Genomic DNA, 14654 nt, shown 5'->3' on the forward strand with positions numbered 1-14654 from the left:
CCATGGAACTTTGGGACAGGGAAATGGCATCGGCGCGGTCTCAGATCGGCCAACTGGCGCCTGCGCAACGTTACGCCGTCGCGGTGCAAGCCATCGATAGCACGATGACCTCCTTCGACCCGCCCGTCCCCGACAGCCAGGCAGGCCAGCTGCTTCGGCGATGCCTCGGGATCGCTCGCTCCGCGGTCGGGGGGAATTACACCGGTCAGGCACTGCCTGACGGTGCTGAGGAAGAGATGACGGCCATCGTGTCCGAGGGAGTGGAATCCGGAGTCGCTCCACTCGTCCTCGCAGTCGCCAACTGCTTCGGCATCCCGGAGACCGGCATGGAGGCCGAGCACCTGTACACCGTGCTGAACTACTGCTACGCAGCTGTTGTCGACCACGAAGAACTCGAAGAAGGAACGCTCGACGAGGAGCTCAACAACCGGCAGTGTCTGGCTTCAATCGCCATGCAGAAGGAACTGATCGCCGGCTGAAGCATCGCCGATCTACACCCTGGTTCGGGGCGACTGCACCTTCTGGTTGGTGCGGCGGGGTGTCGTGTGCTGCGGGAACGCCTGATTAACCGTCCTCCGGGTCTGTGCAGGAGGATGACTTGTGGCCTGCGTACGAGCCGTATGCGCAAGGGGGCGCCTTGACCGGCTGTGCTGGTCAAGGCACCCCTTGGTCGGATCAAGTTCATTCCCTGGAATGAAATGAAGGTGAAATGACGATTCAAAGCGCAGCGGAATTTGTCCGCCTGCGTTCGAGTGTTGTCCCGGAGGAGTACCGCCGCGCGGCCGATGAGGACGCACCCCTCGAGGTGTGGAGGAGGGTTGTCGATGAGTATCCGTCGATGCGGGAGTGGGTCGTTCACAACAAGACTGTTCCGGTCGAGATACTCGAAGCCCTGGCGTCAGATGCGGACCCTGCGGTCCGGTTCCGCGTGGCGATGAAGCGCAAGGCCCCACCACGTGTCCTCGAAGTGCTCGCCGAGGACCCCGATGAGTCCGTCAGGGAACGTGTTTCCAGCAACAAGAAGACTCCGAATTACTTGCTGGAAAAGTTGATCGCCGACCCGTCCGAGGTTGTTCGAGAAGCGGCGCGAAAGAACTTGTCGGGGCGGGGCTAGTCGTCCCGTCTCGCTTCGTGGGCTCGGTGGATTGAGGGACGCCCTTGACCGCTTAAACCGGCCAAGGGCGCCCCTCATCTGTGGCTACTTCCCGAAGCCTGCCTTGCGGAGGGCGTCGGCCATCGCTCCGCTCGGGGCGTTGTCGCGCTGGCGCTGACCGCCGCGTCCCTGGCCTCCGTTGCGGTTCTGGCCGCCCTTGCCGCCTCGGCCGCCTCCATTGCGGTTGCCGCCGCCTTGGCCTCGGCTGCCGCCGCGGTTGGCGTCGCGCTCCGGCTTGCCGCCCGCGCCCGGTTCGTCGTCGAGGCGGAGGGTCAGGGAGATCCGCTTGCGGGGGATGTCGACGTCGAGGACCTTGACGCGGACGATGTCTCCCGACTTGACCACGTCGTGGGGGTCGTTGACGAAGTTCTTCGACATCGCCGAGACGTGGACCAGGCCGTCCTGGTGGACGCCGACGTCCACGAAGGCGCCGAAGGCCGCCACGTTGGTGACCACGCCTTCCAGGGTCATGCCCGGCTTGAGGTCGGCGATCTTCTCCACGCCGTCGGCGAAGGTCGCCGTCTTGAACTCCGGACGCGGGTCGCGGCCCGGCTTGTCGAGCTCGGCGAGGATGTCGGTCACCGTCGGCAGACCGAAGCTCTCGTCCACGAAGTCCTCGGGCTGCACCGACTTCAGCACCCGGGTGTTGCCGATCAGCTCGCGGATCTCGGTGCTGGTGCTGCCCATGATGCGCTGCACCACCGGGTAGGCCTCCGGGTGCACCGCCGAGGAGTCCAGCGGGTCGTCGCCGTCCGGGATGCGGAGGAAGCCCGCGCACTGCTCGAAGGCCTTCGGGCCCAGGCGGGCCACGTCCTTGAGGGTCTGGCGGGTGCGGAACGGGCCGTTGGTGTCGCGGTGCGCGACGATGTTGGCCGCCAGCGTGTCGCTGATGCCCGACACGCGGGTCAGCAGCGGGGCCGAGGCCGTGTTGACGTCCACGCCGACCGCGTTCACGCAGTCCTCGACCACCGCGTCCAGCGAGCGCGACAGCTTCGTCTCCGACACGTCGTGCTGGTACTGGCCCACGCCGATCGACTTCGGGTCGATCTTCACCAGCTCCGCCAGCGGGTCCTGCAGGCGGCGGGCGATGGACACCGCGCCGCGCAGCGAGACGTCCAGGTCCGGCAGCTCGCGCGAGGCGTAGGCGGAGGCCGAGTACACCGACGCGCCCGCCTCGGAGACCGAGATCTTGGTCAGCTTCAGGTCCGGGTTCTGGCTGATCAGCTCGGCGGCCAGCTTGTCGGTCTCGCGGGAGGCGGTGCCGTTGCCGATCGCGATCAGGTCCACGTCGTGGGCCTTGGCCAGCGTCGCCAGCTTGGCCAGCGACTGGTCCCACTGCCGCTGCGGCTGGTGCGGGTAGATCGTGTCGGTGGCCACGACCTTGCCGGTGCCGTCCACGATCGCGACCTTCACGCCGGTCCGGTAGCCCGGGTCCAGGCCCATCGTGGCGCGCGAGCCCGCGGGCGCGGCCAGCAGCAGGTCGCGCAGGTTGGCCGCGAACACCCGGACCGCCTCGTCCTCGGCGTGCTGGCGCATCCGCAGCCGCACGTCGACGCTCAGGCGGGTCAGGATGCGGGTCCGCCACGCCCAGCGGACCACGTCCGACAGCCACTTGTCCGCCGGGCGGCCCTGGTCGGCGATGCCGAACTGCTGGGCGATGCGCAGCTCGTAGTCGGTCGGGCCGACCTGCTCGGAGCCGTCGTCGGGCTCCAGGGACAGCTCCAGCGCCTCCTCGTTCTCACCGCGGAACAGCGCCAGGATGCGGTGCGAGGGCAGGTCGGTGAAGGACTCGGAGAACTCGAAGTAGTCGGCGAACTTCGCGCCGTCCTCCTCCTTGCCCTCGCGGACCTTGGAGACCATGCGGCCGCGCGTCCAGACCTTCTCGCGCAGCTCGCCGATCAGGTCGGCGTCCTCGGAGAAGCGCTCCACCAGGATCGACCGGGCGCCGTCCAGCGCGGCCTGGGCGTCGGCGACGCCCTTGTCGGCGTCGACGAAACCGGCCGCGGTCTGCTGCGGGTCGTTGCCCGGGTCGCTCAGCAGCTGGTCGGCCAGCGGCTCCAGGCCGGCCTCGATGGCGATCTGGGCCTTGGTGCGGCGCTTGGGCTTGTAGGGGAGGTAGATGTCCTCCAGCCGGGCCTTGGAGTCGGCCGCGTTGATCTGCGCCGCCAGCTCGTCGGTCAGCTTGCCCTGGGAGCTGATCGACTCCAACACCGTGCTGCGCCGCTCTTCGAGTTCGCGCAGGTAGCGCAGCCGCTCTTCGAGCGTGCGCAGCTGGGCGTCGTCGAGGGCGCCGGTCGCTTCCTTCCGGTAGCGGGCGATGAACGGCACAGTCGACCCGCCGTCGAGCAGCTCGACGGCCGACTGCACTTGGCGCTCCCGGACGCCGAGCTCCTCGGCGATCTTCTGATGAACAGTCGTCACGATGTTGATTCCGCCTTCTCTGCGATCTTCGCCAGATCCGACCGGACATTCTGCCGGACCGCGCCCGCAGGCTACGTGGCCACTCGCGTCGGCGTGTCGGGATGCGGCCCACGCGGTCCTGATCACCACAGTTTCAATTGAAACGATGCGCGGCGTGCCGAGCTTGTGACGTGGGCCGCCTTGCTCTCGGGGCGTGACCCGCTGTTGTCACGAATCGTGACGGATCATGCGGGTGCTGTAGCTCGAAGGGGTTAATCTAGGTACTCGGGCACGTACAAACCGCGATGCACGTACACGCTCCGTGCTGGAGTGTGGTTTCTCGTGAACCCCGAAACCCCCGACCAACCGAGAACCCCCGAAAACCACGACAACGCTTCCACCCCGAAGCAGGCGTCCACCTCCGCGGCCCACCGGGCCGACCAGGCACTTCGCACCGCCGCGGACCGCGTTCGCGCGTGGCTCGCGCCGCTGGTCGAGCGCGTGCTGCGGTGGCTGGCCCCGCTGCTGCGGCGGGTCCAGGACGCACCGGTGGTGCGGCGCTTCCGGGAGAGGGTTGCGCCGCACGTGGCCGCGGTTCAGGACAAGCTTCCCGAGCCCGTCGCGCGGGCCTCGCGGACCCGTTCGATGCAGGCCGGCGCCGCGGTCGCGGCCGTCGGCGTGGTGGGCCTGGTGATCGGCACCGCCGTCGCCGGCCCCGCCCAGCCCGAGGTCGAGGAGGCCGCGATGGCCGCCCCGATCCCCGAGCAGCAGGCCGCGCTGGAGCAGCACGCGACGCTGCAGCAGCAGCCCGCCCCGCAGCCGGTGGAGCCGCAGGCCGCGGCACCCGAGCCGGAGGCCCCGCTCGGCCCGCCGGTCGAAGGCATCGACGTGTCCAACCACAACGGGCCCATCGACTGGAGCAAGGTCGCCGCGGACGGCAAGAAGTTCACCTTCGTGCTGGCCACCGACGGCACCAGCTTCACCAACCCCCGGTACAGCGAGCAGTACCACGGCGCCAAGGACGCCGGGCTGATCGCGGGCGCCTACCACTTCGCGCGGCCGAGCTCCTCCTCCGCCGAGGAGCAGGCCAACCGGTTCCTGGACGTCGCTGACTACCAGGCCGATGGCAAGACCCTGCCGCCGGTGCTGGACCTGGAGGTCGACCCGAACTCGGGCGGCTGCTACGGGATGTCGGTCGAGCAGATGCACCAGTGGACCCAGACCTTCAACGACAAGGTCAAGGAGCGCACCGGCAAGGAGCCGATCATCTACGCCAACCCGTCCTTCTGGCGGGAGTGCATGGGCAGCACCAACTCCTTCGACGGGCACCCGCTGTGGCTGGCGTCCTACGGTGTGGACAGCCCCACGGTGCCCAGCGGCTTCAGCAACTGGCACTTCTGGCAGTACACCGACGAGGGCAGCGTTGCCGGGATCAACGGCAACACCGACCTGAACCAGTTCCAGGAGGGCATGGCGCGCCTGGAGAAGCTGGCTCGCTGACCCCGGCGTTCGCGCCGCGGAACTTCGACACCGAGCAGGCCGTCCGCGAAAGCGGGCGGCCTGCTCCTTTTGCGCTGGTCACATGCCGTGAGCGTTTTGGGGCGCTGGAGCACCCCAAAACGCTCACGGGCGTCCACCAGCGCAAAGTGCCCGTCCCGAGGTTGTCCTTTGTGGACTTTCGTGGGTTCTGCGGGGATCGGTCGCCTGCTGTCCGGCTGTTGTTCGCCGGAGGTTTCGATTCAGGGGAGCGGGCCGTACCCGACGTGCCGGACCGATATCCTCGCCGCGATCGATGATCACCTGATCGGAGGCACGGCGTGTCACTGTGGGAACAGCGGGTCACCATGGCTCGGCGGCTGTGGAGCAACGGTGACCTCGCCGCCGCGGAGCAGGAGTTGCGCACCGTCCTCGACGACGGCGACTTCGACGCCGCAGCGCACGCCGCCTGCCTGCTCGGCGGGCTGCTCGACGAGCTCGGCGATCACGAGCAGGCCCGCGCCATGCACCAGCGGACCATCGATTCCGGCCACCCGATCTACGCGCAGGTCGCCGCGATCGCCTTAGGTCTGCTGCTGTTCGACGCCGACGACCTGATCGCCGCGCAGGCCGTGCTGCGCTTCGCCGCCGATGGCGCCGACCCGGACGCCGCCGGTCGCGCCGACGCGCTGCTGGCCCAAGTGCTGCACATGCTCGGCGATGTCGAGGGCGCCAGGGAAGCGCGCGAGCGGGCCATGACCAGCAGCGATCCCGGCGTGGTCGAGATCGCCGGCGAGCTGGAGCTGCCCGCGCCCGGCGAGCGCTCCGCCGATCGGTACCTCCAGGTCGCCTACGAGCAGGCGTGCTCGCTGCTGGAGCAGGGACGCGACCGCGACGCCGAGCCGATCCTGCGGCGGCTGCTGGACAGCGGGCACCCGAACTACGGATCGCTCGGTGCGGCGAAGCTCTACGCGCTGCACGCCGAGGACCCGGCGATCGCTCGCCAGATGGCCGAGCGGATCATCGCCTACCGCCACCCCGAGCACCTCGGCTGGGGGCACGTGCTGCTGGGCGGCGTGCTGGAGGATTCCGGCGACGCGGCGGCAGCGGCCGAGGCGTTCCGGTCGGCGGCCGACGATCCGCGCCCCAACATCCGGCTGCACGCGCTGATCCACTTGGGCATGCAGCTGCGGGCCCTCGGCCAGCCGGACCAGGCGCGCGAGACCTACCAGCGCGTGATCAACACGCGGCACCCGCACTTCTCGGTCGAGGCGCTGGGCGTGCTCGCCGAGCTGCAGCGCGACGAGGGCGACATCGCCGGTGCGATCGAGACCTTCGGCCGCGTCGAGGCGTCCGGGCACGCGGGCAAGGCGCCGCTGGCCGCCTACAACCTGGGGGCGTTGCAGTACGAGCACGGAGACGTGGAAGCAGCCATCGCGGCGTTCCGCCGGGCCGCGCAGGCCGAGGACCCGCGCGTCGCGCACCAGGCCGAACTCGCACTGTCCATGGTGGACGTCATGGACGCGCAGCAGGACCCGGCCGGCGAGGACGCCAAGGAGCTCGCGATGCGGGCGCACCAGGCCGCCGGCTCGGGTGACGTGGCCGCCGCACGCCTGGCCTACCAGCAGGTCATCGACATGGACGTGCGGGTGTGGTCGGTGATGGCGGCCAACTCGCTCGGCCTGCTGGAGGCCGTCTCGGGCGAGATCGAGCAGGCCCGCCGAACCTTGCAGCGCGCTTCGGCGGCCGAGGACGCCTCGCTCGTGCAGGACGCGGTCTTCCGCCGTGCGCTCGTCGAGGAACCGGCCGCCGGGCCGGTCCTGGAGGCGCTCTTCCGGCTGGAGCACAACGAGGACGGCGGGCTGGACCGGCTCGTGGCGGCCGGGGAACCGCTGGTGCGCGACCTGGCGCTGCTGGTGCAGGCCGAAATTCTGCTGACCTCGGACGTCATCGCCGCGGTGGAACTGCTCGGCCCGCTGACCGACTCGCCGAACCGGCTGGTGTGGACCAAGGCCGGTCAGCTGCTGGCGGACTGGCTGGTCCGCGAGCAGCGGGCGGACGACGCGGTGCGGCTGCTGGAGCGGATCGTCACCGACGGGCACCCGGTGCTGCTCCCGTGGTCGGCCGCGCAGCTCGGCCACCTGCTGGTCGAGCACGGCGAGCCGGAGGACGTGATCGCGGCGTTCGCCACGGCCGCCGCGGCGGGATATCCGTCGCTGCTGGCCGAGGTCTTCGGCAAGCTCGCGATGCTCTACCGCGTCGCCGGGCACGACGAGGACCTCAAGGCGCTCTACCGGACCACCATGGCCAGCGGTCACCCGGAGCTCGCGCCGCGCGCGGCCTACCTGCTGGGCGAGGAACTGGTGTACGCCTACGACCTGGACGGGGCGCTGAAGTGCTTCGATCGTGCCGCGGGCGCGGATTCGGACGTGGCCGTCCTGGCGGCCTTCGGCGCGCACGCCATCCGGCGCGATCTCGATGGTGCACGGGCCGTTCTCGCCGAGCTGGACGATGTGCGGGTGCACAACGCCACGGAGCTGGGCATGGACCTGGCGCGCCAGAGCCAGGCGAACGGTGACGCGGAGTTCGCCGAGTGGGCGCTATCGCTGCTGGCCGAGGCCGGTGCTCCCGACCGGAAGTCGGAGGTGCTGCTCTACCTCGGCGCGCTGCGCAACGAGAACGGCAACGTCGCCGGAGCCCGAGAGGCGTGGGAAGGGGCGATGCGAGAGGGCTTGCCCGACGAAGTGGCGATCGCCCGGTGCAGCATCGCGGAACTGCTGCAGAACGACGGCGATCTGGACGGTGCCGAGGCGCAGCTCGCCGAAGTCGCAGCGGACGACGAACCCGTGAGCGCCGCCGACGCCGCGTTGCGCTTGGGTGTGCTGCGCGGCGAGCGCGAGGACTTCGACGGCGCATTGGAGGCCTTCGACCGGGCCGCGGAAGTGGGGAACGAGACCGAGGCGGCGCTGGCAACCGTCCACACCGCAGCCCTGCTCGCCAAGCGCGGCGAAACCGGTCTCGCCAAGGAGACCTACGAGCGCGCGATCGCTTCCGGGGTCGCGGAGGTGCAGGCGCGCGCCGCGCTGGAGCTCGGCAACCTGCTGCGCGACGCCGGGGACGAGGCCGGGGCGAAGGCGGCTTACGAGCAGGCGCTGGCGTTCGACGACCCGGACATCAGCCCCCGCGTCTACCAGGAGATGGGCGCTGAAACCGCGGAACTGCGCGCCTACCGGCTGATGGCGGCAGGCGACGTCGAGGGCGCGCGCGAGGCGATCACCGAGCACTTCGGCTCGGAGCGGGTGGCCGAGTTCTGGTGCGCCGCGTGGGGCGACCTGACCGCCGCCGCGCAGGTGCTGGCCGAGGTCGGCGGAGACGACCTGCGGACCTGCACCAAACTGGGGCTGGACTTCGGCGTCGGGGTGGAGGACCCCGACGAGGCACGGGCGTTCTTCCGCATGGTCGCCGACCACGGACACCCCGAACTCGCGCCGATGGGCCTGCTCCGGCTCGGCGCCCTCGCCGAGGACCAGCAGGAGAACGCGATAGCGCTGAGCTGGTACCGGCGCGCCGTCGCCGACTCGGACCCAGGTGCCCAGGCCGGTGTGCTGCTCGCACAGCTGCTCTCCCGGCTGAACGACCTCGAAGGCGCGAAAGCCGCGTGCCGACGCGCATTCGCCACCGGTCCGAGCAGTCCCGCGCTGGACGCCGGTGTGCTGCTCGGCCAGCTCCACCACGAGTCCGGCGATCCCGTCGAAGCCAGGCGGGTCTGGGACCAGGCGGAAGCCGCCGCCGAATCACCGGAGCAGTTCGGCGAGGTGGTGCACCGCCGCATCGCGCTGATCGGCGAAACCGCCGCCGAGTCCGGCGAACTGCTGCACCGCGCATCCCGCTCGGACGACCCGAGCACCGCGATCAACGCGATGCTCTGGCTCGGCGAGCGGGCGGTGCAGGCCGACGACCTCGACGCCGCCGTCCGCTGGTTCGGCGACGCGGCAGCGCTGGACGTGCCGGAGCAGTCCGAGGCGGCGCGCAGCCGGCTGGCGAACATGCTGCTGGCGCAAGGCGATCGCGACGCCGCCCGGATCGAGTACGAGCGGGTCGGCCGCTCCGCCAACCCGGACATCGCGGCGCGCGGCGAGCTGGGCATCGGCATGATCCGCCACGAGGAGGGCGACCTGCCCGGCGCGGTCGCCGCCTACGTCAAGGCGGCGAGCCACGCCGTCCACGAAGGCCTGGCCGAGGACGCCGTGCACGGTGCCCGGGTCGTGCTGGAGCAGCAGCACTCGGGCGGGGATCACCGCGCGGCGGCGGACACGCTGCGCAGGCTCGCCGAGGTGCTTCCGGAACGCGATGTCGCGGAATGGGCCTACGAAGCCGGAAACGAGTTCCTGAGCGCCGAGGACACCGACTCGGCGTTGATCTACCTGCGCTGCGCGGTGGAGATCGGCGCGCCGGAACCGGAACCGGCGGCGGTGCTGGCGCTGGGCGAGACCCTGCAGCGCCGCGACGACCTCGCAGGAGCTCGGCAGGCCTACGAGCGTGTGCTGTCCTCGGGCGACGAGCGCGCGGCAGCGCTGGCGAAGTATCGGCTGGTGGCGCTGCTGGGGGAGGACGATCCGGCGGCGGCCGAAGAACTCATGCAGCGCCCGGACGAAGTGCTGAACCCGGCGATGAAGCTGATGCTCGGGCTCAAGCGCCAGGACGAGGGCGACGCGACCGGGGCGATCGAGATGTTCCGCGAAGCCGCCGACAGCGCCGACGAGCAGTTCTCCCCGATGGCGGTCTACGCGCTGGCCCAGTCGCTGCGCCGCGACGGCGAGGTGGAGCAGGCCCGGGAGACCTACCGGCAGCTGGTCGAGGCCGCGCCGCACGACCACTACGCGGGCCAGGCCCTGCTGGAACTGGCCGCGATCGCCTACCACGCCGAGGACGACGACGAAGCGCGCTCCTGGAACGTGCGCGCGTGGGAGTCCGACGACGCGGACTTATCGGCGAAAGCGGCGATGAACCTCGGTCTGATCGCCAAGCGGCGGCGCGACGTCGAGGCGGCGACGCCGTGGTTCCAGGCCCTGATCGACCTCGGCCACCCGTCGGCGGCGCTGGCCGCGGCGCACCTGGCCGAACTGCACTACTGGCGGGAGGAGCACGCCGAAGCGGCCCGCCACTACGGGTACACCCTCGCCAACACCGAGGACAGCGAGCTCATCGCCGAAGCGGCCTACCGGGTGGGCGAATTCCACTACCAGCGCGGAGATCTCAAAACCGCCCGCGAGTTCCTCGACCGGGCGGTGCGCACCGAGGACGACGCCTTCGCGGCGCAGGCGAACACGCTGCTGGCGCGCCTCGGCTGAGCGTTTACCTTGGTTCTTGGTCTTTGAAGCGGCGAAGCCGCTTAGCCCACCCTCGCAGCTCGCACCGCCGCGGGTTCTCAGCGTTCGCCTGGCGAGGACAGCCCGTTCGCCGTGTATCGGGCATACATCAGAACGGGCTCCCGGAGTCCAGGCGGGCGCTGAGGTTCCGCTACCGGCACCGCTCCGCAAAACGAGTTCGTCAGACAGGTGCTGAGCTCAGGCGCGGGCGACGATCAAGCGGTCCGGCAGCGCCAGGACCTGGTCCAGTACGTCGCAGGCCTCGCCTGCGGTGTGCCATTCCGCGGTGGCCGGGTTCGCCGTCAGGCTGCCCTTGTCCTGCGTGACGCGGGCCGCGCGCACGTCGTCCTCGCCGCGCAGCTCGACGACGTCGACGATGTCGCCGTGCGGGCGCACGTAGATCAGCGCCATGAGCTCGCCGTCGGCGTCGCGGACCGGCGGCATCAGCCGGAACCCCCGCGCCACCAGCTTGCGCAGCCGGATGCTGGACTGGTCGTCAGCTGACGAGGTCATCGAACTCACCGTCCTTGGCGCCGCTGAGGAAAGCGGCCAGCTCGGCTCTGGTGTAGATCAGCGCGGTGCCGTTCGGCTCGCGCGATTGGCGCAACGCGATGGTTCCGTCGGCCAGCGCCGCGAGCTCGAGGCAGTTTCCCCACTTGCCGCTGTGCCGGGACTTTCGCCAGGTCACACCCTGCAGGGCCGTGACGGGGGCTTCGAACCTACCGTTCATCAGGTCTCCCTGGATCGGCTGCACATGCAATTGCATTCGCCATTGCGCGAGACGGTACCACAGCGTTCCGCAACAAGACGATCACCCTGCGTGTCCGGAGAACGGGTGAATCAGTGCGCGTCGCGGACTTTCCGCAGCATCTGCCGGGTCCGGTCCGGAGTGCGCGCATCGACCATCAGCCGATCGAGTGTACGGCTGTAGCGCTCGATCTCGTCCCGCTTGTCCAGGTACAGCGCACCGCTGAGGTGCTCCAGGTAGACGACGTCCGGCAGCTCGGGCTCGGCGAACCGCAGCAGCGTGAACGAACCCTCCGCCGCGTACCCGCTCAGCGCGAAGGGCACGACCTGCAGCGTGATGTTGGGCTGCTTGGTCATCTCCAGGAGGTGATCGAGCTGGGCGCGCATGATCGCGTTGCCGCCGATGGGGCGGTGCAGCACGGATTCGTCGATGACCGCCCACAGGCGCGGGGCGTCCGGGCGGGCGAGCAGCTTCTGGCGCTTCATCCGCAGCGACACCCGCCGCCTCGTGTCGTCGTCGGCCAGCGAGGGGTGCCCGGAGGAGGCCAGCGCCATCGCGTAGGCCTCGGTCTGCAGCAGGCCTGGGATGAACTGCAGCTCGTAGGTCTGGATCCGGGCGGCGACGCCCTCCAGGCCGACGTAGTCCTGGAACCACGGCGGCATCGAATCGGCGTACCGGTTCCACCAGCCCGGCTGCCGGGATTCGGTGACCAGCGCCAGGAAGTGCGCTCGCTCGGCCAAGTCGTGCACCTGGTAGAGGGTGAGCAGGTCCTCGATGTCGCGTTCCTTCAGCGAAACCCGGCCGAGCTCCATGCGGCTGATCTTGGACTCCGAACCGCGGATCGCCCGCGCCGCCTCCGAGGGCAGGATCTCGGCGGCCTCGCGCAACCGGCGCAGCTGGGCGCCCAGGATGATGCGACGTGCCGTCGGGCTCCCGTCGCGGGCCGCGCCGTCCCGCGCCATGGCCGAACCTCCTCGTTGCCTGCTCATCGCAGTGATAGCACATCGGCCGTTTACGCGGAGCTATGAAGCTCGTACGCTATGCAACCCTCAGCCGCACGACCCGACGAATGCCCAGCGAGGACCCCGATGACTGCCGACTCCGACGGCGAGACCCCGATCCACATCGACACGAGCAAAGCCAGCATCGCCCGCGTCTACGACGCCTTCCTCGGCGGCAAGGACAACTACGAGGTCGACCGCGAGGTCTTCCACCGGGTCCGCGAGGTCACCCCGGAAGCGGCCCAGCTCGCCTGGGACAACAGGCAGTTCCTGATCCGCGCCACCCGGTTCATCGCCGCCGAGACCGGCGTCACCCAGTTCCTGGACTGCGGATCCGGGCTGCCGACCGCGGAGAACACCCACCAGGTCGCGCAGCGGGTCGCGCCGGAAGCGCGGGTGGTCTACGTCGACAACGACCCGGTGGTGCTCGCGCACGGGCGCGCGCTGCTGGAGGAGAACCCGCAGACCCACTTCAGCCCGGCCGACATCTTCGAACCGGCGCAGATCCTGCAGGACGAGGTGGTGCGCAGCCGGCTGGACTTCACCGAACCGATCGCGCTGTTCCAGATGGGCACCCTGCACCACTACGACGGCGAGCGCCCGCCGCAGGACATCATGCGCGAGTACATCGACGCGCTGCCGTCGGGTTCCTACGTCGGCATCAGCCACTTCCTGGACCCGGAGACCGAGGAGTACAGCGACCTGGCCCGGCGCATGGAGCAGACGTTCCTGCACAGCCCGATGGGCACCGGCGTCTTCCGCACCCGCGCCGAGATCGAGGGCATGTTCCCCGGCCTGGAGTTCGTGGACCCGGGATTGGTGCTGTGCGCCGACTGGTGGCCGACCGGCCCGCGCCTCAAGCCTCTCTACCCGGTCCAGCACTGCATCGCCGGAGCGGTGGCCCGCAAGCCCTGACCGCTCCTGGTCGGCCGTGAGGCTGTTCGGTTCTTCCCCGCGATACGGCACCCGGGCTCGTCGCGCAGCCCGCGATTCAGGGCGCTCGGCCAGGATGTCGTGAGAGCCGGTGACCTTCGCCGGTCTCAAGCCTCGTGCCGGATCCTGGCTGCGTGGTCGGTCTGGAACTTCGTGCCTTCCCGGAGGAATTCGCGGATGGCCTTGAGCTCGGCCTGGCTCCGGCGGCTCAGGAGCTCGTGGGATTCCGCCTCGATCGGCCCCCACAGCTCCTCGATGAGCGCCGTCGCCGCCGGGGTGAGCGTGATCGTGATCCGGCGGCGGTCCTGGTCGGCGCGCACCCGCTCGACGTAGCCCTGGCGGGCGAGGCGGTCGATGGCGATCGTCGTGGCGCCGGTGCTGAGGCCGACCTCGGCGGCCAGCGCGCCTGCCGTCAGCGCCCCGCGCCTGTTGAGCGCGTTGAGGCAGCGCAGATCGGTGCGGTTGACGCCGAGCCGCGCCGCGCCCGCTTCGTCGACCTCGTCGGTGGCGTCCTGAAACTCGCTGACCGCGCGGCCGATGTCGGCGATCAGCTGTTCTCGGGTGTCCGGCATGCGGTCGATCATAGCCCGGCACCTCGTTCTTCGAACTTCTCGAGTCTGATGAGTCATGTTTGCCAAGAATCTTGACAGTCAAATAGTTTTGCCATAAAGATAGTTGTGGCGGGCGCGACGGCCCGCGGAAGCTCACGACGGGAGTCACGATCGACATGGCAGAACCGATAGCGGTCCAGGACCTGCTGCTCGACCTGCGGGCAAGGCGGGTGGCCTTCTCGCGCGCCGGTGCGGTGTGCGCGCTGGTGGGGACGCTCGGCTACCTCATCGCCTTCCTGCTGCACGGCGATCTGCCCGACCAGACCACCGAATCGCTGCTGACCTTCATCGCGGACCGCCCGTGGGCGCTGCACCACCTGGTGATCGTCTTCTGCTTCCTGCTGTGGGTCGGTGCTCTCGCCGGGCTGGCGCATTCGCTCGACGGCGGCATCGCGTGGGTGCTCGGCCGGATGGGGCAGGGCGTGGCGCTGCTGGGGACGGCGGTGCTGCTCTGGCACTACAACATCGACGGCCCGGCCCTGGAGGGCGTCGCCGATGCGTGGGTTCGCGCTGAAGGCGCGGAGAAGGCCGTCCTGCTCGAACGCGGGACGCTCCTCGTGACGGCGACCAACGGGATGTTCCCGCTCTACGTCGCCCTCCTGCTCGGTCTGCCGTTCCTGCTGTTCGGCCTCGCCCTCGTCAAGAGCGACGGGCACCCGTCGTGGCTGGGCTGGGCCGGGGCCGCGGCGGGCGGCATCGCGTTCGCGGTCGGCGTCACCAACTTCGCCGGGTTCGACCTGCTGCCGATGAACATGTTCGTCCTCGCGGTGTTCCTCCTGGACCTCTGGATGCTCGCCATCGCCTGGATCCTGTGGCGCGACGCCTCGCGCCTGCGGGCGATGCCGATCCAGTAGCCCGCGACGCCCCGGCCGTCACCCGGCACGGCGTCGACATCTACCAAACGCTTGCTTGTTTCGTTAGGCTCGCGGGTGCTGGTGTCGGAGTGGATCAGACCGCGCTGCC

General features: G+C 69.9%; 11 protein-coding genes. 6 read left to right on the top strand and 5 right to left on the bottom strand.

Annotation, left to right across the window (positions count from 1 at the left end; all coding sequences use genetic code 11):
- The first annotated feature begins 2 nt into the window (after positions 1-2).
- Positions 3-479: a hypothetical protein gene (locus tag OU416_RS32650; protein ID WP_270930915.1), complete on the top strand. Its 477-nt coding sequence runs from the start codon at positions 3-5 to the stop codon at positions 477-479.
- Between the two features lie 230 nt (positions 480-709).
- On the top strand, positions 710-1114 hold the full coding sequence (locus OU416_RS32655; protein ID WP_270930916.1) for a HEAT repeat domain-containing protein: 405 nt from the start codon (positions 710-712) through the stop codon (positions 1112-1114).
- A gap of 84 nt (positions 1115-1198) precedes the next feature.
- Here OU416_RS32655 and OU416_RS32660 read toward each other — a convergent pair whose 3' ends face one another.
- A complete protein-coding gene (locus tag OU416_RS32660) occupies positions 1199-3577 on the bottom strand; it encodes a Tex family protein (protein WP_270930988.1) in 2379 nt (792 codons plus the stop codon).
- 318 nt (positions 3578-3895) lie between these two features.
- On the opposite strand from OU416_RS32660, the gene OU416_RS32665 reads away from it, so the two are divergent.
- Positions 3896-5053: a GH25 family lysozyme gene (locus OU416_RS32665; protein ID WP_270930917.1), complete on the top strand. Its 1158-nt coding sequence runs from the start codon at positions 3896-3898 to the stop codon at positions 5051-5053.
- A 317-nt stretch (positions 5054-5370) separates the two neighbouring features.
- Complete coding sequence (locus OU416_RS32670) at positions 5371-10380, top strand: tetratricopeptide repeat protein (protein ID WP_270930918.1); 5010 nt, start codon at positions 5371-5373, stop codon at positions 10378-10380.
- 216 nt (positions 10381-10596) lie between these two features.
- Here the strand turns inward: OU416_RS32670 and OU416_RS32675 are convergent, their stop codons facing one another.
- From OU416_RS32675 to OU416_RS32685, 3 genes are all read right to left on the bottom strand, one after another.
- On the bottom strand, positions 10597-10911 hold the full coding sequence (locus OU416_RS32675; protein ID WP_270930919.1) for a hypothetical protein: 315 nt from the start codon (positions 10909-10911) through the stop codon (positions 10597-10599).
- Positions 10895-11128, bottom strand: coding sequence for a DUF397 domain-containing protein (locus tag OU416_RS32680; RefSeq protein ID WP_093358073.1), 234 nt, complete (start codon positions 11126-11128; stop codon positions 10895-10897). Before OU416_RS32680 ends, OU416_RS32675 begins: the two co-directional genes overlap by 17 nt.
- A 110-nt stretch (positions 11129-11238) precedes the next feature.
- The gene (locus OU416_RS32685; protein ID WP_270930920.1) at positions 11239-12108 is read right to left on the bottom strand and encodes a helix-turn-helix domain-containing protein; all 870 of its coding nucleotides are present in this window, start codon (positions 12106-12108) and stop codon (positions 11239-11241) included.
- Between the two features lie 126 nt (positions 12109-12234).
- Between OU416_RS32685 and OU416_RS32690 the strand changes: the two genes are divergently transcribed.
- On the top strand, positions 12235-13062 hold the full coding sequence (locus tag OU416_RS32690; RefSeq protein ID WP_270930921.1) for an SAM-dependent methyltransferase: 828 nt from the start codon (positions 12235-12237) through the stop codon (positions 13060-13062).
- 125 nt (positions 13063-13187) lie between these two features.
- Here OU416_RS32690 and OU416_RS32695 read toward each other — a convergent pair whose 3' ends face one another.
- Entirely contained in the window at positions 13188-13652 is a 465-nt protein-coding gene (locus OU416_RS32695; RefSeq protein WP_270930922.1) for a MarR family winged helix-turn-helix transcriptional regulator, read from the bottom strand.
- Positions 13653-13807: 155 nt separating this feature from the next.
- On the opposite strand from OU416_RS32695, the gene OU416_RS32700 reads away from it, so the two are divergent.
- The gene (locus OU416_RS32700) at positions 13808-14545 is read left to right on the top strand and encodes a hypothetical protein (RefSeq protein ID WP_270930923.1); all 738 of its coding nucleotides are present in this window, start codon (positions 13808-13810) and stop codon (positions 14543-14545) included.
- Positions 14546-14654: the final 109 nt, after the last annotated feature.

Origin of the sequence: Saccharopolyspora indica (genome assembly GCF_027853965.1) — a bacterium.
Lineage (GTDB): Bacteria > Actinomycetota > Actinomycetes > Mycobacteriales > Pseudonocardiaceae > Saccharopolyspora > Saccharopolyspora indica.